Consider the following 21,650-nt stretch of genomic DNA (forward strand, 5'->3'; position numbering starts at 1 on the left):
CCGATGGCGGGGAAGGTCCGGCTCGGCGAAACGGTTGCACCCACCGAAACGGTGGGGGGTAGCGACCAGGAAAGGCCCGCCACAGTGCTACTCGGCGACCACCACAGCGGCCGGGCGCCGAACGGCACCGGCAACGGTTCCGGCTCGGCGACCCACGACACCGCCACGCCCCCGGCACCGTCTCGCACCGAGTCCGAACCGGTGAGCGCCTCGAGTGCGGCGGTGCGGTTGCGGGGGGCGCGGCTGGCGTTCGGGGAGCGGACGCTGTGGGAAGGGCTGGATCTCGAGGTCGCGCCAGGCGAGTTCGTCGCCGTGCTGGGGCCGAACGGGTCGGGCAAGACCTCGCTGTTGCGGATGTTGCTCGGCCAGCTGGCGCCCAGCGCGGGTGCGGTGGAGGTCGCGGGTTCGCCTGCGCGAGTGGGCAATCCGCATATCGGATACATCCCGCAGCAGAAGACGATCGACGCCGGAGTGCAGTTGCGCGGCGTCGACCTGGTCGGGCTGGGGGTCGACGGGCATCGCTGGGGTCTGGGTTTCCGCGGGCGCAAGGAGCGGCGGCGCAAGGTCGCCGACGCCGTCGCGCAGGTCGGGGCCGAGCATTACGCGCACGCGCCGCTGGAGTCGCTGTCCGGCGGTGAGCAGCAGCGGCTGCGGGTGGCGCAGGCGCTCGTGGGCGATCCGCGGGTGCTGCTGTGCGACGAGCCGCTGCTGAGCCTCGATCTGGCGAACCAGCGGCTGGTGTCCGAACTCATCGACGCGCGCCGCCGCGCGCACGACACCGCCGTGCTTTTCGTGACCCATGAGATCAATCCGATTCTCCCCTTGGTGGATCGGGTGCTGTACCTGGTCGACGGCAAGTTCCGGATCGGCACGCCGGACGAGGTGATGACCTCCGAGGTGTTGTCGGAGCTGTACCGCACCGAGGTGGACGTGCTGCGGGTGCGCGGCCGCCTGGTGGTCGTCGGCACCGGCGACACCATGGACGCGCTGGGCGTCGCGGGCGGCCATTGCCACGCCGACGAGGCCCGCTCATGATCGACAAGCTCTCCGACGTCTTCTCGAAGATGTTCGACTTCCACACCACCGCGAACCTGCTGTCCTACGACTTCGTGCAGCAGGCGGTGCTGGCGGCGGCCCTGCTCGGGTTGCTCGCGGGCGCCATCGGACCGTTGATCGTGAGCCGGCAGATGTCGTTCGCGGTGCACGGCACCAGCGAGCTGTCGCTGACCGGCGCGGCGGCCGCGCTGCTGGCGGGCATCGGCGTGGGCGCGGGCGCCATCGCCGGGTCGGTGGTGGCGGCGGTGCTGTTCGGCCTGCTGGGTTCCAAAGCGCGCGAACGCGATTCGGTGATCGCGGTGGTGCTGTCGTTCGGGCTGGGGCTGTCGGTGCTGTTCCTGTGGCTCGGTCCCAGCCGGGCCGGGTCGAAGTTCTCGCTGCTCACCGGGCAGGTGGTCAGCGTGGGCAACGGCGGACTGACCACGCTCGCGGTGTGCTCGGCGGCGGTGCTCGCGGTGCTGGCCTTCGTCTATCGGCCGCTGTTGTTCGCCAGCACCGACCCGGAGGTCGCGATGGCCCGCGGTGTTCCGGTGCGGGCGCTGTCGGTGGTGTTCGCGGTGCTGCTGGGCATCACGGCCGCGTTCGGGGTGCAGATCGTCGGTGCGCTGCTGGTGCTTTCGCTGTTGATCACGCCCGCCGCGGCGGCGGCGCGGGTGACCGCCAGCCCCGTTCGCGCCACGGTCCTGGCCATCGTCTTCGCCGAGATCTCGGCCGTCGGCGGCATTCTGCTCTCGCTGGCCCCCGGCGTCCCCGTCTCCACCTTCGTGACCGCCATCTCGTTCGCGATCTACCTGATCTGCCGCCTCATCGGCGCCCGCACCCGCACCCGCCGTCCGACCCCGGTACCCGTGCCCGCGTGAAGAAGTCCCGTCATCCCGGCAGAAGTATTACCCTCGCGACCCACTTGGACGACGGACTAGCGGCCGCCTTCCCCCGCCAGGGCGAACAATCCGTCGCGGGTCTGCTCGATCAGGCCGTCGACGAGTAGGGAGTCCAGGGCGCGGTCGCGCTGGCCGGGGTCGCGGGTCCAGGCGAGGTCTAGGGCCACCCGTTCGACCGGGCCGGGGGCGGCGCGCAGGACGTCGAGCAGGCGACCGCGGGCCTGACGATCGGTGCCGTCGTACTTCTGGGTGCGGCGCACCACGTCGGAGGCCGGACGCCCGGCGGTGACCCAGGCACAGGTGGGCAGCGGGCAGCGGGAGCAGTCGGGGTTGCGGGCCGTGCACACCGTCGCGCCGAGTTCCATCAGGGCGGCCGAGAACCGCGCGGCGCGGCCGATGTGCGCGGGCAGCAGGACCTCGGTGTCGGCCAGGTCGCGGGCGGCGGGATTGCCCGCCTCCGCCCGGCCGTGCACCGCGCGGGCCACCACGCGCCGAACGTTGGTGTCCACCACCGGAACCCGCTGACCGTACGCGAAGCAGGCCACCGCGCGCGCGGTGTACGCCCCGATGCCCGGCAACCCCAGCAGCACCTCCACGTCGTCGGGCACCTCGTCGCCGTGCTCGGCGGCCAGCACCCGCGCGCACTCGTGCAGCCGCAGCGCCCGCCGCGGGTACCCGAGCTTGCCCCACGCGCGCAGCACCTCCCCCTGCGAGGCGGCGGCCATCGCAGACGGCACCGGCCAGCGCGCGACCCACTCCCGCCACACCGGTTCCACCCGCACCACGGGCGTCTGCTGCAGCATGATCTCGCTCATCAGGATCTGCCAGGCGGTCACGCCGGGGCGTCGCCACGGCAGATCCCGCGCCGTCTCGCCGTACCAGTCGATGAGGGCATCGCTGTCGATGCTCACGCGCGCACGTTCCCTTCGATCCCCGGACCGTCCGGCGTCCGGTGTTGCACTCTCACCACGGCCTGTCCGGAGCCGCAGGGCCATATTTGCCACGTTGTAACTTCACGGACTCGCCGGTAGCCGTTCCGCTGTGGAAAATAGGACACATGCCTCATACCAACCCGATCAGTGCCTGGAAGTCCCTTCGCGAGGGCAACGACAGGTTCGTCAACGGCACGCTGGAGCATCCTAGTCAGGGAGCGGACCGCCGGGCCACGCTCGTGAGCGGCCAGCAACCGTCGGCCATCCTGTTCGGGTGCGGCGATTCCCGAGTGGCCGCGGAAATCATCTTCGACCAGGGCCTCGGCGATATGTTCGTGGTCCGCACCGCGGGCCACGTCGTGGACTCCTCGGTGCTGGGGTCCATCGAATACGGCGTCGAGGTGCTGGACGTGCCGCTGATCGTGGTGCTCGGCCACGACAGCTGCGGCGCGGTGCGCGCGACCATCGACGCGCTCGACGGCGGCAACGTCCCCGGCGGGTTCATCCGCAGCGTCGTGGAGAAGGTCACCCCGTCGATCCTCATCGGCCGCCGCGAGGGCCTGACCGGCGTGGACGAGCTGGAGGCCCGCCACGTCGTGGAAACCAGCAAGTTGCTCATGCAGCGTTCGATGACCATCTCGCAGCGGGTGGCCACCGGTGAACTCGCCATCGCCTGCGTCACCTACAAACTGCAGGACGGCAAGGCCAAGCTGCACCGTGCCGTGGGCAATATCGGCGAGGTGGCCTGAGACCGACACGCCGTGCCGCTGAACGGGGCGTGCCCGACCGTGCGCTTACCGTTGTTGCGTGCTGGAACCGAATGGACCGCTGCCGCCGGAGATCTACTGGCGCCGCCGCTTACTCGCTATCGCGGCCCTGGTCGTAGTCCTCGCGCTGGTGATCTGGCTGGCGATCATGCTGCTGCGCGGTGGTGGCGACGACAAGGCCGCCACCCCCGTCGCGGCGAGTTCGTCGGTCACGAGTGCGCCCGCCACGACCTCGAGCGGCGCGGCCGAGTCCAGCGCGTCACCGTCGACCGCCACGACCAACGCCACCGCCAGCGGTTCGCCGATCTCCTGCCCGGACCAGTCGCTGGCGGTGAAGGTGACCGTGGCCCAGCCCGAGTACAAGACCGGTGAACAGCCGGTCTTCGGCATCGTCGTCACCAATATCTCCACCACTCCCTGCCAGCGCGACATGGGATCCGGACTGCAGCAAGTGACGGTGCAGTCGCTGGACGGACAGCGCCGGATGTGGTCCAGCACCGACTGCGACCAGGGTGGTCCCGCCGAGGTCCGGGCGCTGAAAGGCGGTGAGCAGGCGGCGTTCACGCTCACCTGGTCCGGGACCACCTCGCAGCCGGGCTGCGCGGGCGAGCGGGTGCGGGTGCCGACGGGCGGGTACGCCGTGGTCGCTCAGCTGGGTTCGGTGCACAGCACGCCGGAGACCTTCAATATCGGCTGAGGCCTACACGCTGCCGGATTCGGCCAGCCGGGACAGTCCCTCACGGACCTGCCGGGCCAGCGCGACGTCGACACCCGCCACGGCGGCGAGTTCGGCGATGGTCGCGGCCAGCAGGCCCGGCAGCGAATCGAACGCCGCCACCAGCGGCTCCACCGCGTGCGGCGAGACCCGCGGGAGTTCGGCGAGCAGCCGGTAGCCGCGTGGGCTGACCCCGCTGTCGAGGGCCTCGATCTCGGTCGAGAAGCCCAGCGGCGCGGCCAGATTCGCCAGTTCCAGCAGTTCCACCTCGAGCAGTTCGGACAGCCGGGTCAGGGCGCGTTCCAGCGCCTCGGCGTCCCCGGGATCGGCCCGCAGGTAGTCGCGCACCAGCAACCGTCGCAGCGTGTCGGTATTGCCGACCACCTCGGCCAGTTGCAATGCCAACTGGCGGCCGTCGACCCCGAGTTCGCGCACATCGGAATCGATCTCGCGGGCGATGCGCCGGATCAGTTCCAGGCAGTGCACGACGGTCAGCACATCGCGCAGCGTGGTGTAGTCCTCCAGCTCCACCAGCGACAGCTGCCTGGTCAGCTCGTCCAGCCGGGACCGGTAGCGCTCGAGCGTCGCCATCGCCTGGTTGGCGCGGGACAGGATGGTCTCCGACGGCTGGATCAGATGCCGTCCGCCCCGGGTGTACACCGTCACGATGCCGGTCGACCGGCTCACCGACACCACCGGACAACCGGTGTGCGCGGCCGTGCGCTCGCCGGCCTTGTGCCTGGTGCCCGATTCCACCGTCGGCAGCGTCGGGTCGGGGACCAGGTGCACGTTCGCCCGCCGGATACGGGTGCCGTCGGTCGAAAGCACCACGGCCCCATCCATTTTCGACAGTTCGCGCAACCGGGTCGGGGAGAACTCGACGTCCAGTTCGAAGCCGCCGTCGCAGACCCGTTCGACCGCATCGTCGTAGCCGAGTACGACCAGAGCACCGGTGCGCGCCAACAGGATTCGATCTATGCCGTCCCGTAGCAGGGTGCCCGGGATGAGGCGGGCGATCGTATCCGATTGCACCGCTTCGGGTTTCGGTGTCGGCTCGAGTCGAGCGCTCAGCTCGCTCGGTGAGCCTGGTTGCGGCGCAAGCGTTTCAGTGCCGGAAATCCCCATTGTCGTCCTACCGAGCAGGTTGGTGACCCAGTGACCCGCGTTCATTCGGCAGCCTCCGCGTTTTTGCGACTTCGATTCGACAAACCACCCCTGGCAACGGCCGCACGAATATTCGTCACCTCGTGCACCTTCATGGTGATACCGGAGAGATCCACCCCCGGCGGCACCAGCGCCTCCGTGAAACCTAGCCGTTCCGCCTCGGCGAGTCGACGCCCCAGCCCGGTGACGCGCCGCACCTCCCCGGCCAAGCCGACCTCGCCCAGGATCACCATCCCGGCCGGCAGCGCCACATCACGCTCGGCACTGGTGAGAGCCAGCGCGATCGCCAGATCGGCGGCCGGCTCGCTCAGCCGCATACCGCCGACCGTCGCCGCGTAGACGTCGTGCTTGCCGAGATACACGTGGCACCGGCTCTGCAGCACCGCGAGCACCATCGACACCCGGTTGTAGTCCAGCCCGCTGACCGCCCGCCGCGGCGCGGGCATCTGGGTGGACACGGTGAGCCCCTGCACCTCGCCCAGCAGCGGCCGCTTGCCGTCCATCGCGACGGTGATCGCGGTGCCGGGCACCCGATCGGTGCGATGGTGCAGGAACAGCCCGGAAGGATCTGTGACGCAGGCGATTCCGTCGTCGTGCAGTTCGAAGCAGCCCACCTCGTCGGCACTGCCGAAACGGTTCTTGATCCCCCGCACCATGCGCAGCGTCGAATGCTTGTCGCCCTCGAACTGCAGCACCACGTCCACCAGATGTTCCAGGGTGCGCGGCCCGGCCACAGTGCCGTCCTTGGTGACGTGGCCGACCAGCAGCACCGCGATACCGCTCGCCTTGGCCAGCGAGGTCAGCGCCGACGTGACCGCGCGCACCTGGGTGACGCCGCCGATCACGCCGTCGGCATCGGCGGCCAGCATGGTCTGCACCGAGTCCACCACCAGCAGGCTCGGGCGCACCTGTTCGACATGGCCGAGGATGGTGGCCAGATCGGATTCGGCGGCGAGATAGACCCGCTCGTGCACCGCGTCGGTCCGGTCGGCGCGCAGCTTCACCTGGCCCGCCGACTCCTCGGCCGTCACGTACAGCGACCGTTCGTCGCGCTGCCGCGCCCAGCGATGGGCGACCTCGAGCAGCAGTGTGGACTTGCCCACTCCCGGCTCGCCGGACAGCAGTACCACCGAGCCCGGCACGATGCCGCCGCCGAGCACCCGGTCCAGTTCGCTGACGCCGGTCGACCGGGCCTGCGTCACCTGCGAGTCGATCGTGGAGATCGGCGCGGCGGCGGTGGACGGCAGCAGCGCCTTGCGCGCGGCGCCTACCGCGGCGGCCGGGGGCGCGGACTCATCGATCGAGCCCCATTCACCACAACCCGGACAGCGCCCCACCCATTTGGCAACCTCGTGCCCGCACGCGGAACAGCGATACTGCGACTTCACCTTGGCCACGAGCGCAGCCTAGGGATCGAGTACGACAGGGACGGTTCGCGACGCGGGGGCGCCGCGGGCGGCACGGCTCAGTGCCCGCCCTTGTGCTCACCGTGCTCGCCCTCGGCCGCCGCCGGCGCGCCTTCCTTGCGCGCGGTGTCCGGACCGGCGTCGACCGGGACCGGAACCTGGACGGTGCCGTTCTCCTTGAAGTTGAACGTCACCTGGTAGGTCAGGCCCGGGGTGATGTCGCGGGTCAGGCCGGTGATCTCGACCAGAATCGGTGCGGCGGGCTCGGCCGGGTGCTCCGCGGCGCCGAGGCCCTCGGCCTGATGGGCTGCGGCGGAACCGGTGGTCGTGGGCGCGGCGCTCGCGGCCGTGCTGCTCGCGGCGGCCGAGCTGGTGGGCGCGGACGCGTGTGCCTCGCTCCGCTTTCCGGCGACCAGGGTCTGCTGATACGCCAACTGCGGGTTGGCCGGGGTGATCTTCACCTGGCCCAGGTCGGTGGTGATGCTGGCGAGTTCGTCCGGCTTGGTCGCGCCGTCGTTGATCGCGCTGAACGCGAGCACGGCCTTGCCGCCCTTGGCGTTGGTGTACTCCTCCGACTGCGGCAGCAGGATGCGCACGTCGCGCAGCGCGACCTTGCCCACATTGGCGCTGTTGCCGTTGACGGCCGCGACCTGCGAGGCGGTCTGCGAGATCTGGCCCGCACTGCAGCCCGAGAGCGCGAGGGCCGCGCCCGCGGCGAGGGCCGCGACGGCGACGGCGCGCCGCGGCGCCTTACGCAGGACGCGCCGGGGCGCCTTCGACGCGGTGGTGGCATTCAGGGCAGTCACGGGTTGTCCTCCATGTCGACCGGCTCACTCCACGATGGAGAGTAGTAGTAGGCAGCGTAGTAGTCGCGTGCAGGTGTCCCGTGTCTCGCCTCTACGCTTCGACACTCGGGCGCGCGCGACGGGAAGTCGCCGGCCCGACGATCACGCCGACGCACGGAAGCCGTTCTGGCACAACAGGATGCACACAGGTGCCGTTCTGTCAACCCCCAGCGCTCCCCTGTTGTGGCCCTGACCTGCGTCGTTGATCGCGCCGTTATCGAGTCGCATGTTAAACTGTGAACATCGAAAGGGGCACGGGACACATGATTTTTAAGGTCGGAGACACCGTCGTTTACCCCCACCACGGAGCGGCGCTGATCGAAGCTATCGAGACCCGCACCATCAAGGGTGTGCAGAAAGAGTATCTGGTCCTGAAGGTCGCACAAGGCGATCTCACCGTTCGGGTTCCCGCGGAGAACGCGGAGTACGTCGGCGTCCGGGACGTCGTCGGCCAGGAGGGTCTCGATCGAGTCTTCCAGGTACTGCGCGCGCCGCATACCGAGGAGCCGACGAACTGGTCCCGCCGCTACAAGGCCAACCTGGAGAAGCTCGCCTCCGGCGATGTGAACAAGGTGGCCGAGGTCGTGCGCGACCTGTGGCGTCGGGAACAGGACCGCGGTCTGTCCGCGGGCGAGAAGCGCATGCTGGCCAAGGCCCGTCAGATCCTCGTCGGTGAACTCGCCCTCGCCGAGGGCACCGACGATGTCAAGGCCGAGACCCTTCTCGACGAGGTTCTCGCCGCGGCTTCCTGACCGTGAGAAGTTCGCACGACGAAAGTCGTGTTGTGGCGCTGGTGCCTGCCGCCGGTCTGGGCGTGCGCTTGGGTGAATCAATGCCCAAGGCGTTCGTCCCGGTCGGCGGCAGACCCATGCTCACACTCGCAATAGACGGTTTGATCGCGTCCGGGGTCGTGGACCGCATCGTGATCATGGTGCCCGCCGAGTTGATCGGCGAGGCGGAGGTTCTGCTCGCCACCAGTGCCCGGGCGGCAGTACCGAGCGGCCGGGGTTCGCACCTCGGCGCGCCCGGCTCCGTCCCGGTGAGCGTGGTCGCCGGCGGCACCGAGCGCACCGATTCCGTGCGCGCCGGTATCGCCGCCGCGCCGGAGGCCACCGCCTACCTGGTTCACGACGCCGCTCGCGCGCTGACCCCGCCGGGCCTGATCGCCCGGGTGGTGGCCGAGTTGCGCGCCGGGCGACGCGCGGTGGTGCCCGGGGTCGCGGTCACCGACACCGTCAAGTCGGTCGATGCGCAAGGCGACGTGACCGGCACGCCGGATCGCGCCCGGCTCCGCGCCATCCAGACACCGCAGGGTTTCGACGCCCCGCTGCTGCGCGAGGCCTATGCCCTCGACATACCGGTCACCGACGATGCCGGTCTGGTCGAGCGGCTCGGCGCGAGCGTGCGCGTAATCCCGGGCGACCCCATGGCTTTCAAGATCACCACTCCCCTGGACCTGCGGCTGGCCCGCACGCTGCTCGACGAGAACGAGCCCCACAGGGCGGTGCAGGCATGAACACGGACGTCGCCAGTCGGCCGCGTGAGGTCGGGGCAGGCATGAACACGGACGTCGCCAGTCGGCCGCGTGAGGTCGGGGCAGGCATGAACACGGAGACCATCCGCCGGCCGCGTGAGGTGGTGCGGGGATGAGCGTGGAAGCCGCCGACCTCGACATTCGCGTGGGCATCGGGTCCGATGTGCATCCCATCGAATCCGGGCGCCCGTGCTGGATGGCCGGTCTGCTGTTCGAGGGGGACAGTGGCTGCGCCGGGCACTCCGATGGCGATGTGGCGGCGCACGCGCTGTGTGACGCGCTGCTGTCGGCCGCGGGCCTCGGCGACGTGGGGGCCGTCTTCGGCACCGGACGGCCGGAATGGGCGGGCGTGTCCGGAGCGGCCATGCTGAAGGAAGTGCGGCGACTGCTCGGCGAGTCCGGCTACGCGATCGTCAATGCCGCTGTGCAAGTGATAGGCAACCGGCCCAAGATCGGGCCGCGCCGGGCCGAGGCACAGCAGGTGCTCGGCGAACTGCTGGGTGCGCCGGTCTCGGTATCGGGCACCACCACCGACGGCCTGGGTCTCACCGGCCGGGGCGAGGGCGTGGCGGCGGTGGCAACCGCCCTGCTGCGACGCTGTAGCGGGGACTGTCCGGGCTCGGACTGAGCCGGGGCCCCTACCCGCGCGTGTGCACTCGATCCGTGCGCCCGTACCCTGCTATAAACCGCCCGTAATCTCGCTCTTTGCCCATAGCTAGGATGGCTGGTCGTGACTCTGCGCCTGTTCGACACCGAGACGCGGACCCTGCGTGATTTCACGCCTCTGGTCCCCGGTCGTGCCTCGGTGTACCTATGTGGCGCCACGGTGCAGGGCGCACCCCACATCGGACACGTTCGCAGCGGCGTCGCATTCGACGTGCTGCGCCGCTGGCTGACCGCCGGTGGATACGACGTGGCGTTCATCCGCAACGTCACCGATATCGAGGACAAGATCCTGACCAAGGCCGCCGCCGCGGGCCGCCCGTGGTGGGAGTGGGCTGCCACGCACGAGCGCGCCTTCGATCGCGCCTACGAGGCGCTCGGAGTGCTGCCGCCGTCGGCGGAGCCGCGCGCCACGGGTCACATCACGCAGATGATCGAGTTGATGCAGCGGCTGATCGACCGCGGTCACGCCTACGCCTCGAGCGGCAACGTCTACTTCGACGTCCGCAGCTACCCCGACTACGGCAAGCTGTCCGGCCACCGCCTCGACGACGTGCACCAGGGCGAGAGCGCCGGCGAGGGCAAGCGCGACCCGCGAGACTTCACGCTGTGGAAGGCCGCCAAGCCCGGCGAACCCACCTGGCCGTCCCCGTGGGGCCCCGGGCGGCCCGGCTGGCACCTGGAATGCTCGGCGATGGCGGAGTTCTATCTCGGCGCGGAGTTCGACATCCATTGCGGCGGTATGGATCTGGTCTTCCCGCATCACGAGAACGAGATCGCCCAATCCCGGGCCGCGGGTGACGGTTTCGCCCGGTACTGGCTGCACAACGGCTGGGTGACGCTCGGCGGCGAGAAGATGTCGAAGTCGCTGGGCAACACGCTGTCGGTGCCGAATGTGCTCAAACAGGTTCGGGCCGTGGAACTCCGGTTCTACCTGGGCAGCGCGCACTACAGCTCGATGCTGGAATACTCCGACCAGGCACTGCGCGACGCCGCCCAGACCTACCAGCGGCTCGAGGCGTTCGTGCAGCGCACGGTGGAGCGCGCGGGCGAGATCCCGGTGGGCAAATGGACCGACGCGTTCGCCGAGGCGCTGGACGACAATCTCGGAATCCCCAAGGCGCTGGCGGAGATTCACCGCGTCGTGCACGAGGGCAACAAGGCCCTGGAGTCCGGCGCCGTCGACACCGCTCGGGAGCTGGCCGGTCAGGTGCGGGCCATGCTCGGCATTCTCGGGGTGGATCCGCTGGATCCGCACTGGGCGGCGCCGACGGACTCCTCGACCGCCCTGGACGCCCTCGACGTGCTGGTGCGCGCGGAACTGGACCGGCGTCAGCAGGCCCGCGCGGACAAGGACTGGGCGACCGCCGACGCGGTACGCGACCGGCTCAATTCGGCCGGCGTCGAGGTCACCGACACACCGGAGGGCCCCGAGTGGTCACTGACCGGTGAGACGCGACCATGACACGGAAGGCTGAGTGATGGCGGGCAATTCGCAACGGCGAGGGGCAATCCGCAAGGGCGGCAGCAAGAAGGGCCAGACCGTCGGCTCCGGCGGTCAGCGCCGCCGCGGGCTGGAGGGCAAGGGCGCGACGCCGCCCGCCCACATGCGCAAGTACCACCCCGCGGCCAAGCGCGCGGCGGCAGCGGCCAAGGCCGCGCAGGCCAAGAACCGTCCCACCGGGCGGCCGAGCACCCGCAAGGGCGACGACGGCCCGGAGTTGGTGCTGGGCCGCAACCCCGTGGTCGAGTGCCTGCGGGCGGGCGTGCCCGCGACCGCGCTGTACGTGGCGGTCGGCACCGAGAACGACGAGCGGCTCACCGAGGCGGTGAAACATGCCGCCGACTCCGGGATTTCCATCCTGGAGGTGCCGCGCACCGATCTGGACCGCCTGAGCAGCAACGGCTTGCACCAGGGTCTGGCGCTGCAGGTACCGCCGTACCGTTACGCGCACCCGGAGGATCTGCTCGAATCCGCCCGCACCGCACCGGAACCCGCCCTGCTGGTGGCGCTGGACAACATCTCCGACCCACGGAACCTGGGCGCCGTGATCCGCTCGGTCGCGGCCTTCGGCGGCCACGGCGTGGTGATCCCGCAGCGCCGCAGCGCCAGCGTCACCGCGGTGGCATGGCGCACCAGCGCCGGCGCCGCGGCTCGGTTGCCGGTCGCCCGCGCCACGAATCTCACTCGGACCCTGAAGGATTACGCCAAGGCGGGCCTGCAGGTGGTCGGCCTGGACGCCGAAGGGGACACTCCCCTCGACGAATTCGACGGCAGCACACCGACAATCGTCGTGGTCGGCTCGGAGGGCAAGGGCCTCTCCCGCCTGGTCCGGGAAACCTGCGACAACATCCTGAGCATCCCCATGGCAGGTCCTGTCGAGTCCCTGAACGCCTCGGTGGCGGCCGGAGTGGTCCTGGCCGACATTGCCCGCCAACGCCGCTCCTGACCCCTCCGGCAACCGCCACGGCCACCAATCCAGCGCGTCGGCCCCACCTCATCGCCCGCGGCCACCTAGACTTGTCCGGTGGCCATGAACGAGCCCCCGTACTACTGGCACGAGCAGCAGCCCCCGACGCAAGCGGTGGAGCATCCGCAAGCGACGACGGTGTTGCTGCTCGGTGCGCTGAGCGTTTTCTGTTGCGGCGCACTGGGTCCGGTGGCCTGGGTGATGGGCAAGCGGGCGCTCGATCAGATCGAGGCGTCCGAGGGCGGCTTCGGCGGGCGGACCCAGGTCCTGGTCGGCTACGTTCTCGGCGTGGTCGGCACGGTCCTGATGGCCCTGATGGGAATCCTGTTCTTCCTGGTCCTCATCGGCGGCAACGCCTGACCACGAAAAGGCTTCGGCCGGTACCGAATCCGCCTGTCAGTCGAGCCCGGCACGCCCCGGTTCGATCGGTACTCCCCACGCGGGCCATTCGGTACTGACGCTCCCGGACCATTTCGGCTGCCGCCGATCGTGCAGCGCCGCCATGCCCTCCCCCGCGTCGACGCTCTGCGCCACATAGGTATTGAGGTCCGTCTCGAGCTTGCCGACGGCCTCGGCGCTCATCCCGAGGCTCTCCCACAGCAGCCGTTTGGACAGCGCCACCGGCAGCGGAGCGGAACCGCTGACGATGTCGTGCGCGACGGCGAGAGCGGTCGGCAGCACCTCCCCCGCGGACAGGGAGATGTTGGCCAGCCCCATCGCCTTCGCCTCGTCGCCGTCGAAGGTGCGGCCGGTGAGCATGATGTCCGCGGCGTTGGCCATGCCGACCAGCCGCGGCAGCGTCCAGTGCGCGTAACCGTCGGCGACGACGGCGCGGCGCACCTGGTTGAGCCCGTACACCGCGTCGCGGGCCATATAGCGCAGATCGCATTGCAGCGCGAGTTCCAGCCCGATCCCCACCGCATGCCCGTTCACGGCCGCGATCACCGGTTTGCGGACCCGCCAGGGCGGCGGGTCGATGGTCCCGGTGACGTCGCCGACCCGGTGGGACAGATCGGCCCCCGCACAGAAGGCGGGCGGGGTACCGGTGATGATCACCGCGCGGATGGCGTCCTCGGTGTCACAGCGCCGCAGCGCCGCACCGAGTTCGGCGGCCATGGTCGGAGTAAAGGCGTTCTGCTGGGCGGGACGATTGAGCGTGAGCACGGCGATCCCGGACGAGACATCGACGTGCAGTTCCGAACTCATGCGAGAAGATCCTAGTTCTGTTCCCGCCGCACCGCGCCCGCGTAAACCCACGGAACCCCAGCACACCGGTAACGGGTGAATTGCCGCAGACCACCAGACCACAACCCCCCGCTCCGGTGCAACCCTCCCCAAGGTTTCGGCGCGGAGGCCGATTACCGCAATACCTGGCGCCCGATCGCCCACTTGTGCACCTCGGTGGGCCCGTCGTACAAACGGAACGCCCGCATGTCCCGGAAGATCATCTCGACCACGGTCTCGTCACTGATCCCGATCCCGCCGAGCACCTGCACACAGCGGTCGGCGACCTTGAACAGCTCCTCGGATACGTACGACTTGGCGATCGAACTCTCGTGCCGGGCCTTGTGCCCCTGATCCATCAGCCAGCACGCGTGCCAGATGGTCAGGCGGCACTGGTGTAGCGCGATCTCGTTGTCCGCCAACATGAACGACACGCCCTCGTGTTCGCCGATGGGTCGTCCGAAGGCGGTGCGGGTCTTGGCGTGCTCCACGGCGATATGCTGCGCGCGTTCGGCGGCGCCGAGCCAGCGCATGCAGTGGGTGAGCCGGGCGGGGGCGAGACGGAGCTGCGCGTACCGCAGTGCCTGGCCGGTCTCGCCGAGCACGGATTCCTTGGGCAGCACGAGGTTCTCGAAGCGCACCACGCCGTGCCCGCCGACGTAGTTGCGGTCCATGGTGTTCATGGTGCGTTCGATGACGATGCCCGGGGTACCGCCCTCGGCGAGGAACAGCGTGGGTCCCTCGGGCAGGTGCCCGTTGGCCTCCAGCCGCGCCATGATGATCCAGGTCTTGGCCCCGTCCGCCCCGGTGATCAGCCATTTACGGCCGTTGACGGTGAAGTTCTCGCCGTCGAAGGTGGCGGTGGTGGACAGCTGGTTGGGGTCGGATCCGGCGCCGCCCGGCTCGGTCATCGCGAACACCGAACGCTGATGGCCGTTGACGACCGGCATGAGGTAGCGGTCGGTCTGCTCGGCGTTCGCGATCCTGGACAGCAGGAACATGTTGCCCTCGTCGGGCGCGGCGCAGTTCATCGCGACCGGGCCGAGCGTGGACCACCCGGCGGCCTCGTAGATGACGGCCTGCTCGATGTGCGACAGCCCGCGACCGCCCATTTCGACCGGCGCCTGCACGGTCAGCAGCTTCTCGGCCCGCGCCAGCTCGACCAGTTCCTGCCGGAGATCGTCGTTCGGGCCGTGCGCGGTCAGCCGCGGATCACGCTCGTAGGGAACGATCTTGTCGATGACGAACTGGCGCGTCCGGTCGCGCTCGGCGGCCAGGTCGGCGGGTATCGAGAAGTCGATCATCGTGGTGGTCACCTTCGTTCGGGGGCTGCGACGAGCATACGACGCAACTCCGGCCAGACTGAAGGCGGTTGACGTCAGACCTGTTTTCGCAGGTTGTCAAGGCCCTGGACGGTGCGCAGGAACCGCTCGACCTCGGCTCGGTAGCGCTCCGGCTGGTCGTCGTGAACGAGGTGGCCGGCGTCGCGGATCAGCACGTGCCGGGCGTTCGGGTGGACCTCGGCCATCTCGCGCATCTGGCCGGGCGGGGTGATCGTGTGCTCGCCCTCGAGCAGCAGCGCGGGCGCCCGCACCGCCCGCCACCGGCCCCAGAAGTCGCGGCCGCCCCACTCCTCGGAGATGTCGCGGAAGGTGGCGACCCTGCCGTGCAGCCGGTAGCCGTCCGGTCCGCGCTCGAACGAGTTCAGGAAATAGCGGCCCGCGACCGGGCCGAAGTAGTCCAGCACGGCGGCGTCGTCGGGGAACGGCTGCGGCCAGGCCTCGATCATGGCCGCCCAGTCGCGAGCCGTACGACCGCGGAAATCCGGTGCGATGTCCTCCACCACCAGGCCCCGCACCCGCTCCGGATACGCGGCCGCGAACACCCAGCCGTGCAGCCCGCCCATCGAATGCCCGATCACCACCATGGGTTCGGTGATCACCGCGGTGGCCGCCGCCAGATCGGCGACGAAGGCCTCGGTGGTGAGTTCGGCCGGTGCGGGACGACCGTGACCCGCGGCGTCGAAGGTGTAGACATGGCCGAACTCCCGCAGCCAGCCCACGTGGCCGCGCCAAGTGCGGGCGCTGCCCATCAGTCCGTGCAGCAGCAGAATCGGCACTCCCGTGCCACCCTCGTCGTACAGCATCGGCTCGACAATACGTCCGCGCCGACCCGGTTTCGCCCACGGCGCTAGCCTGGTGCGCATGGCTGTTGTGAAGATCAATGCGATCGAGGTGCCCGAGGGCGCGGGACCCGAACTGGAGAAGCGGTTCGCGCACCGCGCGCACGCCGTCGACAACTCGCCCGGCTTCCTGGGCTTCCAGTTGCTGCGGCCGGTGGCCGGGGACAACCGGTATTTCGTTGTCACGCAATGGGATTCCGAGGAGTCGTTCGCGGCGTGGCGGGACGGCCCGGCCAAGGAGGCGCACGCCGGCGACCCGTCCCGCAAGCCGGTGTCGACCGGGGCGTCGCTGCTGGAGTTCGAGGTCGTGATCGACGTTCCGGCGAAGTCCTAGGCGGCGGTCACTCCGGCTGGGTGACGACGTTCAACTCCCGGATTCCGGCCTCCGCGCCCGTATCGGCGCCATCGATATGGACACGCACGTAGCGCGCGTATGACGGTGTCGTCAGCGCGCCGTCGGCTGCCCGCGGCACCGTGACCCACGTCCGATTGTCGCGGGAGACGGCGATGTCGTACGAGGCCGGTGGCGGGCCGCTCCATTCGGTCGCCACCTTCGCTACCGCGTCGACCTGCCCGAGATCCACGGTCAGGTCGGCGGCGGCGGTGGCGGGGAGCCAGCTGGTGGCCGAATTGCCGTCCACCGCTGCCTCCGCGTAGGCGCCGGGCTGCTCGCTGGACGCGAGGACGGTCTTGCAGTCGGCGGCATCCACCGTGGGCGACCGGTCCGGTCGGCGCGTGCGGAGTTGCAGGGACTTGCCCGGATCGACTTGCCGCACACCGCTTTCCGTCTCCACCGGCAGGGACGGCCCCGATGTCACTGTGACGGTGCTGTGCTCCGGACCCACCGAGACGTCGAAAACCCTTCCCTGCCAGTGCAGTCCGCGCACCACCACACCGTCGGAGAGTTGCGGCGGCAGCAACGGAGCGAGCCGCACCCGATCCTCCCGCAGGCGCAGCCCCACCAGTCCGTTGGTGAACTCCTGCACGAAACCGCCTGCGAGAGTGGTGAAGTCGAAGGCGGGCGAGCCCGCCAGCGGGTCGGCGGCTCCGGCCTTCTCGCCGCGCGCCTCGGCGAACTGCCCGAACGGCGCGCGGGCGAACGGTCGCGCCGAGCGGTCCAGGTAGGTGCCGACCGCGCAGCCCGGTTCGCCGTTCGCGGCGGCGTCGATCTGATGCACCGAGTCGGTCATGGCGGGCCCGTCCGGGTCGGTGCGCTCGGCGTAGTAGTCGAGGGTCCGGGCGGCCACCTCCGGCGGCATCGGCCATTCCAGCGGATATTGCAGCAACACCGTGTCGGCCTGTTTGAGCCGTGCCCCGCGATAGCCGTCGTACTGCACGAAAATGCCTTCGCGCGGGTCGAAGGGCATGCGCAGGCGGTCGGCGACGGCCGTCCATTCCGGGGGCGCGGGCGCGCCGACGAGGGCCGCCGCGGTGGCCGCGTTCCGCAGCGTCACCGCGGCCACGCCGTTGGTGTACACGCCGTCGTCGACACCGTTGCTGTATTCGTCCGGCCCTGCCACAGTGCGAATCGAATAGCTGCCGTCGGGGTTCGCGGACACCCGCCCGGCCCAGAATTCGGCGAGGCTCGACATGATCGGCCAGATGCGTTCGCGCAGGTAGTCGAGGTCCTTCGTGGCCAGGTAATACTGCCATGCGGCCAGCGCGACGTCGCCTTGGAGATGAATCTGGGTGACGCAGTGCGGTGGCGACCAGCTGTGACATTCGTTCCACAGATCGCCGGTGCTCGCACTGGTCCACGGATAGAAGGCGCCGGGATAGCCGAGGCGGCGCGCATTCTCGCGAGCGGCGGGCAGGGTCTTGTATCGATACTCGACGACCGAGCGCGCCAGTTCGGGGCGCAACTGCAGCAGACCCGGGTACATCCAGATGTCGGCATCCCAGAAGATCAGGCCGCCGTAGTTGTCGCTGCTCAGTCCGGTGGGTGAAATGCTGTTGTCCTGCCGGGAATTCGTGCCCGAATAGAGTGCGTAGAGCGCGCCCCGCGCCCACAGTTGCACGTCCGGCCGATCGGGCACCTCGATATCGGACTCCCACAGCTGCCGCCACGCTTTCGATTGCGCCGCAAGCACTTCCGCCCAGCCCCGCGTCGCGCCACGCTGCGCCGCCGCGCTCGCGGACCCGGCCGGGTCCGCGGCGGTGAGCGCGGTGTCGACACCGACGAACTTGGTGATCTCGTACCGCTGCCCGGACGTCATCGGCACCGTCGCCTGCTGACCGGAATCCCGCGGCTGCGCCGACGCCGCACCGACGTCGAGCACCGATGCCACCGCACCCGCCACATTCGTTGTCCTGGTGCGGAATTCGGTATTCACCAGCGGTGGCCGCGCCGTCGTGGCGGTCCGGTCGAGACGGCGAGCGCCCGCGTAGTCGATGAGGTCGGTGATCACCGCGTGGCCGCTCCAGTGCGGTGTCAAGGTCAGGTGCACGGCCGCCGCGTGCTGATCGGTGCGGTCGGTGAGCACGTCGTACACCAGCTCGGTGGCGCGGCCGTCCGGCGTCGTCCAGGTCAGTTCGGTGCGTACCAGCCCGCAGCGCAGATATTGGGTCTGCCGGAAATTCGATACCTGCGCCGGCGGTGTCGCGGGCGAGAAGGTCTCGTCGCCGACGCCGACCCGCAGTGTCGACCAGTTCGGCAGCGCCGCAGCGACTTCCAGGCCCGCGGCGACCGCGGGGTCGCGAGCGTAGAGCCCGGCCGCGAAGGCGCCGTCGTAACGCGGCGTGTACATCGGATATCCGGTGATCTCGCCGGTTTCCACATAGCCGGTGCCCGCCGGCGGCACCCGCAGACCGAGATACCCGTTGCCGACGAAGGGATGGCCCTCGTAACCGGCGGTGAACGACCGCGACGACGGCGCCCAGTCCGCCGCCGCCGACACGCTGTCACCGGGACAGGGAAAAGCCCGCGGCGTCTCGGGCCCCGACCGGACCACGACCACGATCGCGGCCACCACCAGCACGGCGACGAACACCGCGGCGACGCCGATCCACAGTCGGCGGCGGTGGCCCGTTGCCGGTCGCGCAGTTGACGGCACGTCACAAAGGGTGTCACAGTTCATGAGACAAGAGCGACGGTGACGCGGTAACCCGGTGTGATTCCGGGGCGGTCGCGCCACTGTGAACCGGCATCCGCCGGGCAGCCAGACACCGGCACCGTCGAACTCGACCCGCTCGCGGGGACGCGAACATCCCCGAAGGAGGACCACCATGGCCATTGCGCACACTCCCAGCCGCGCAACCGATTCCCTCGCCGCCGTGCTCGTGACGGTAGGCGTCGTCCTGATGGCACTGCTCACGCTGTACCTGGTCGGCTTCGATCAGGGCGCGATCTCCCGGAGCGGGATGTATCTGCACGAGCTGATGCACGACGGGCGGCACCTACTGGGCGTCCCGTGCCACTGACGGGTTCCCTCAAGACTCTGCTGCTGCGCGGCCTGCTGGCCGGACTGATCGCCGGACTGCTGGCGGGCACTGTCGGATTCGTGATCGGCGAGCCGAAGGTCGAGTCGGCCATCGCGATCGAGGAGGCGGGGCATTCGGACGCCGGGCATTCGCACGGCGACGCCGAGGAGCCGCTGGTCAGCCGGGGCGGACAGAAGTTCGGCGAGTTCCTCGCGCTCGGATTGAGTGGGCTGGCGCTGGGCGCGATCTTCGCGGCCGTCGCCAATGCGGCTCGCCGGCACACCGGCCTGTCCGGGCCGAAACTGGCTGTGGCGCTGGCATTGTGCGGCTGGCTCGCGATCAGCGCGGTGCCGTTCTTCAAGTACCCCGCCAACCCGCCCGCGGTGGGCGAGCCCGACACCATCAACGATCGCACGCTGCTGTGGGTGGCGGCGGTGCTGCTCGGGCTGGCTGCGGTGGGCGCCGCGGTCTTCGCGCATCGACTGCTGTCGAATCAGCTGAGCACGCTCCGGGTCGTCGCGGCCGTGGCGGCCTTCTCGGTCGTGACGGCGATCGGCTACGTCGCGCTGCCGGGCGTGAACGAGGTGAAGGACGACTTCCCCGCCACCCTGCTGTGGCAGTTCCGAGTGTCGTCGCTGGCGGTCACGGCCACCCTGTGGGTGGCCCTGGGCCTGGCCTTCGCGACTTTGACCGAATTCGCGGGCCGCAAGCAGCCGGTCGCCGCCTGAGGGGGCGGTGCCGCAGCGGCACCGCCCCGCCGAACTCAGGACTCCAACGCGGCGTCCAGCTCGATGGTGCCGACACCGGCGAGCGCCTTGCTGATCGGGCAACCGACCTTGGCGCCCTCGGCCGCGGCCTGGAAGCCGGCGGCGTCGAGCCCGCTGACCTTGCCGCGCACGGTCAGCTTGATGCCGCTGATGTGGAACCCGCCCGCCGGATCCGGCCCCAGCGTGACATCGGCGTTGACGTCCAGACTCTGCACGGTCCCACCGGCATTGCCGATCTGACCCGACAGCGCCATGGCGTAGCACGACGAGTGCGCGGCCGCGATCAGCTCCTCCGGGCTGGTGGTGCCGTCGGCGGCGTCGGCCGTCCGCTTCGGGAACGACACGTCGAACTTGCCGACGCCGGAACTCGCCAGCTCGACCTGTCCGGAGCCATCCTGCAAACCTCCGGTCCAAGCGGTACGCGCGGTACGTGTTGGCATCACTGTCCTTTCACGTGAGTGGAGTGCCGTCCCGCCGAACCTACCCGCCTCACCCCGCTCGCCGTACCCCTTCCGGGGTCGCGCGACATCTACTCCGGATTCGTGAGCCTCGCCAACACGATGCCGCCGATGATCAAGGCCAGCGCCAGCGCCCGGCCGACGCTCAGTGGATCTTTCTGCACAGCGATCCCCAGCCCGATGGCGCCGACCGCACCGATCCCCGTGAACACCGCGTACGCGGTCCCGACCGGTAGCGACTGCATCGCCACCGACAGCAGATAGACCGCGGCCGCCGCGAGCAGGAAGCACAGCAGCGTCGGTAGCGGCTTCGTGAAGCCCTGCGTCGGCTTGATGCTCTGCGACCAGGCGATCTCGATCAGGCCTGCCAGACCCAGAACCAACCAGTTCATATCGGTACTCCTCACCGAGGCCCCCCGCCTCCGAAAAAGTGGACACCATGTCCATTTCGTTCGTACGACTCGACCAACTGGACATGTTGTCCACTTATTCCCGGCAACCTAGAGTGGCGCCCATGCCCACCCGACCGGATCCGCAAGCCCCGGCGCCCCTCGGTGAGCGGGCCGATGCCGCTCGCAATCGGGCCAGGATCCACGCCGCGGCGGCCGACCTGTTCACCGCTCGGGATCCGCGCACGGTGACAATGGACGACATCGCGAAGGCCGCCGGCGTAGGCCGTGGCACCCTCTATCGGCGCTACCCGAACGTCGCCGCCGTCGCCTTGGCACTGCTGGACGAGCACGAACGCGAGCTGCAACGCCGATTACTGCGCGGCGCACCACCATTGGGGCCGGGCGCACCACCCGCCGACCGCCTGGCCGCCTTCTACGCCGCGATGGTGGAGCTGCTGGAGACCCATTCGGCCCTCGTGCTCGGCGGGGAGACAGGCGGCGCCCGCTTCACCACCGGCGCGTACGAATTCTGGTACGCGCACGTCCGGTCCCTCCTCGTCGAAGCCGGTGTGCCACAACCGGACACACTGGTCGACATCCTCCTTGCCCCGTTGGCCGCGGAGGTCTACCGGCACCAACGCGACCGAGGTCTGAGCCCGCGGCAGATCACCGCCGCCCTCCGTCGTCTCGCGCACGGAGTACTGCTCACCGGCGAGCATTCAACAGACTCGACGTGATCGGGCGCGAGGCGGAAAACCCGTAGCCGCCGGTGG

Annotated in this window: 24 protein-coding genes and 1 riboswitch; of the genes, 14 read left to right on the top strand and 10 right to left on the bottom strand. The window is 69.8% G+C overall.

What is annotated here, in order from left to right; genetic code table 11:
• The first annotated feature begins 3 nt into the window (after positions 1-3).
• Together ACFMRZ_RS20065 and ACFMRZ_RS20070 are read left to right on the top strand one after the other, a co-directional pair.
• The gene (locus tag ACFMRZ_RS20065) at positions 4-1,035 is read left to right on the top strand and encodes a metal ABC transporter ATP-binding protein (RefSeq protein ID WP_400180324.1); all 1,032 of its coding nucleotides are present in this window, start codon (positions 4-6) and stop codon (positions 1,033-1,035) included.
• Entirely contained in the window at positions 1,032-1,916 is an 885-nt protein-coding gene (locus ACFMRZ_RS20070; RefSeq protein ID WP_400180325.1) for a metal ABC transporter permease, read from the top strand. Before ACFMRZ_RS20065 ends, ACFMRZ_RS20070 begins: the two co-directional genes overlap by 4 nt.
• Before the next feature lie 56 nt (positions 1,917-1,972).
• Here ACFMRZ_RS20070 and ACFMRZ_RS20075 read toward each other — a convergent pair whose 3' ends face one another.
• On the bottom strand, positions 1,973-2,848 hold the full coding sequence (locus ACFMRZ_RS20075) for an A/G-specific adenine glycosylase (protein ID WP_400180326.1): 876 nt from the start codon (positions 2,846-2,848) through the stop codon (positions 1,973-1,975).
• 146 nt (positions 2,849-2,994) lie between these two features.
• Here ACFMRZ_RS20075 and ACFMRZ_RS20080 point away from each other — a divergent pair, with 146 nt between their 5' ends.
• Together ACFMRZ_RS20080 and ACFMRZ_RS20085 are read left to right on the top strand one after the other, a co-directional pair.
• Positions 2,995-3,618: a carbonic anhydrase gene (locus tag ACFMRZ_RS20080; protein ID WP_400180327.1), complete on the top strand. Its 624-nt coding sequence runs from the start codon at positions 2,995-2,997 to the stop codon at positions 3,616-3,618.
• 58 nt (positions 3,619-3,676) lie between these two features.
• Positions 3,677-4,333 (top strand): DUF4232 domain-containing protein, encoded by a 657-nt coding sequence (locus ACFMRZ_RS20085; RefSeq protein ID WP_280270943.1) that lies wholly within the window; start codon positions 3,677-3,679, stop codon positions 4,331-4,333.
• Between the two features lie 3 nt (positions 4,334-4,336).
• Here the strand turns inward: ACFMRZ_RS20085 and disA are convergent, their stop codons facing one another.
• The 3 genes from disA to ACFMRZ_RS20100 form a co-directional block, all read right to left on the bottom strand.
• On the bottom strand, positions 4,337-5,422 hold the full coding sequence (gene disA / locus ACFMRZ_RS20090) for a DNA integrity scanning diadenylate cyclase DisA (protein WP_400182918.1): 1,086 nt from the start codon (positions 5,420-5,422) through the stop codon (positions 4,337-4,339).
• A 95-nt stretch (positions 5,423-5,517) separates the two neighbouring features.
• Positions 5,518-6,912, bottom strand: a complete 1,395-nt coding sequence (gene radA / locus ACFMRZ_RS20095) for a DNA repair protein RadA (protein WP_400180328.1) — start codon at positions 6,910-6,912, stop codon at positions 5,518-5,520.
• Positions 6,913-6,980: 68 nt separating this feature from the next.
• Positions 6,981-7,727, bottom strand: coding sequence for a hypothetical protein (locus tag ACFMRZ_RS20100; protein WP_400180329.1), 747 nt, complete (start codon positions 7,725-7,727; stop codon positions 6,981-6,983).
• A 302-nt stretch (positions 7,728-8,029) separates the two neighbouring features.
• Between ACFMRZ_RS20100 and carD the strand changes: the two genes are divergently transcribed.
• The 6 genes from carD (at position 8,030) to ACFMRZ_RS20130 (ending at position 12,794) form a co-directional block, all read left to right on the top strand.
• Complete coding sequence (gene carD, locus ACFMRZ_RS20105; protein WP_019931623.1) at positions 8,030-8,518, top strand: RNA polymerase-binding transcription factor CarD; 489 nt, start codon at positions 8,030-8,032, stop codon at positions 8,516-8,518.
• Positions 8,519-8,520: 2 nt separating this feature from the next.
• Positions 8,521-9,282 (top strand): 2-C-methyl-D-erythritol 4-phosphate cytidylyltransferase, encoded by a 762-nt coding sequence (gene ispD / locus ACFMRZ_RS20110; protein ID WP_400180330.1) that lies wholly within the window; start codon positions 8,521-8,523, stop codon positions 9,280-9,282.
• Positions 9,283-9,439: 157 nt separating this feature from the next.
• Positions 9,440-9,928: a 2-C-methyl-D-erythritol 2,4-cyclodiphosphate synthase gene (ispF, locus tag ACFMRZ_RS20115; protein WP_280366374.1), complete on the top strand. Its 489-nt coding sequence runs from the start codon at positions 9,440-9,442 to the stop codon at positions 9,926-9,928.
• 102 nt (positions 9,929-10,030) lie between these two features.
• The gene (cysS, locus tag ACFMRZ_RS20120; RefSeq protein ID WP_280270939.1) at positions 10,031-11,428 is read left to right on the top strand and encodes a cysteine--tRNA ligase; all 1,398 of its coding nucleotides are present in this window, start codon (positions 10,031-10,033) and stop codon (positions 11,426-11,428) included.
• Positions 11,429-11,444: 16 nt separating this feature from the next.
• Positions 11,445-12,413 carry a 23S rRNA (guanosine(2251)-2'-O)-methyltransferase RlmB gene (gene rlmB / locus ACFMRZ_RS20125; RefSeq protein ID WP_280270938.1) on the top strand — a complete coding sequence of 323 codons (969 nt, stop codon included), beginning with the start codon at positions 11,445-11,447 and terminating at the stop codon, positions 12,411-12,413.
• Between the two features lie 84 nt (positions 12,414-12,497).
• Positions 12,498-12,794 carry a DUF4190 domain-containing protein gene (locus tag ACFMRZ_RS20130; protein WP_280270953.1) on the top strand — a complete coding sequence of 99 codons (297 nt, stop codon included), beginning with the start codon at positions 12,498-12,500 and terminating at the stop codon, positions 12,792-12,794.
• A gap of 36 nt (positions 12,795-12,830) precedes the next feature.
• Here the strand turns inward: ACFMRZ_RS20130 and ACFMRZ_RS20135 are convergent, their stop codons facing one another.
• From ACFMRZ_RS20135 to ACFMRZ_RS20145, 3 genes are all read right to left on the bottom strand, one after another.
• Positions 12,831-13,640 (bottom strand): enoyl-CoA hydratase/isomerase family protein, encoded by an 810-nt coding sequence (locus tag ACFMRZ_RS20135; protein WP_400180331.1) that lies wholly within the window; start codon positions 13,638-13,640, stop codon positions 12,831-12,833.
• 152 nt (positions 13,641-13,792) lie between these two features.
• Entirely contained in the window at positions 13,793-14,962 is a 1,170-nt protein-coding gene (locus ACFMRZ_RS20140) for an acyl-CoA dehydrogenase family protein (protein WP_280366322.1), read from the bottom strand.
• Between the two features lie 74 nt (positions 14,963-15,036).
• Entirely contained in the window at positions 15,037-15,804 is a 768-nt protein-coding gene (locus tag ACFMRZ_RS20145) for an alpha/beta fold hydrolase (protein ID WP_400180332.1), read from the bottom strand.
• Positions 15,805-15,862: 58 nt separating this feature from the next.
• On the opposite strand from ACFMRZ_RS20145, the gene ACFMRZ_RS20150 reads away from it, so the two are divergent.
• Complete coding sequence (locus tag ACFMRZ_RS20150) at positions 15,863-16,174, top strand: antibiotic biosynthesis monooxygenase (RefSeq protein WP_280270934.1); 312 nt, start codon at positions 15,863-15,865, stop codon at positions 16,172-16,174.
• A gap of 7 nt (positions 16,175-16,181) precedes the next feature.
• Here the strand turns inward: ACFMRZ_RS20150 and ACFMRZ_RS20155 are convergent, their stop codons facing one another.
• Positions 16,182-18,893 (bottom strand): discoidin domain-containing protein, encoded by a 2,712-nt coding sequence (locus ACFMRZ_RS20155; protein ID WP_400180333.1) that lies wholly within the window; start codon positions 18,891-18,893, stop codon positions 16,182-16,184.
• Positions 18,887-19,029, top strand: a riboswitch (cobalamin riboswitch). (Overlaps the previous gene by 7 nt.)
• A 36-nt stretch (positions 19,030-19,065) precedes the next feature.
• Here ACFMRZ_RS20155 and ACFMRZ_RS20160 point away from each other — a divergent pair.
• Positions 19,066-19,260, top strand: a complete 195-nt coding sequence (locus ACFMRZ_RS20160; RefSeq protein ID WP_280370689.1) for a CbtB domain-containing protein — start codon at positions 19,066-19,068, stop codon at positions 19,258-19,260.
• Entirely contained in the window at positions 19,251-19,988 is a 738-nt protein-coding gene (locus ACFMRZ_RS20165; protein ID WP_400180334.1) for a CbtA family protein, read from the top strand. The genes ACFMRZ_RS20160 and ACFMRZ_RS20165 overlap by 10 nt, the downstream gene beginning before the upstream one ends.
• 35 nt (positions 19,989-20,023) lie before the next feature.
• Here the strand turns inward: ACFMRZ_RS20165 and ACFMRZ_RS20170 are convergent, their stop codons facing one another.
• On the bottom strand, positions 20,024-20,467 hold the full coding sequence (locus ACFMRZ_RS20170; RefSeq protein ID WP_400180335.1) for an OsmC family peroxiredoxin: 444 nt from the start codon (positions 20,465-20,467) through the stop codon (positions 20,024-20,026).
• Positions 20,468-20,556: 89 nt separating this feature from the next.
• On the bottom strand, positions 20,557-20,877 hold the full coding sequence (locus ACFMRZ_RS20175; RefSeq protein ID WP_400180336.1) for a DMT family transporter: 321 nt from the start codon (positions 20,875-20,877) through the stop codon (positions 20,557-20,559).
• 122 nt (positions 20,878-20,999) lie between these two features.
• Here ACFMRZ_RS20175 and ACFMRZ_RS20180 point away from each other — a divergent pair, with 122 nt between their 5' ends.
• The gene (locus ACFMRZ_RS20180; protein ID WP_400180337.1) at positions 21,000-21,614 is read left to right on the top strand and encodes a TetR/AcrR family transcriptional regulator; all 615 of its coding nucleotides are present in this window, start codon (positions 21,000-21,002) and stop codon (positions 21,612-21,614) included.
• Positions 21,615-21,650: the final 36 nt, after the last annotated feature.

It is taken from the genome of Nocardia sp. N2S4-5 (genome assembly GCF_044628355.1).
GTDB lineage: Bacteria > Actinomycetota > Actinomycetes > Mycobacteriales > Mycobacteriaceae > Nocardia > Nocardia wallacei_B.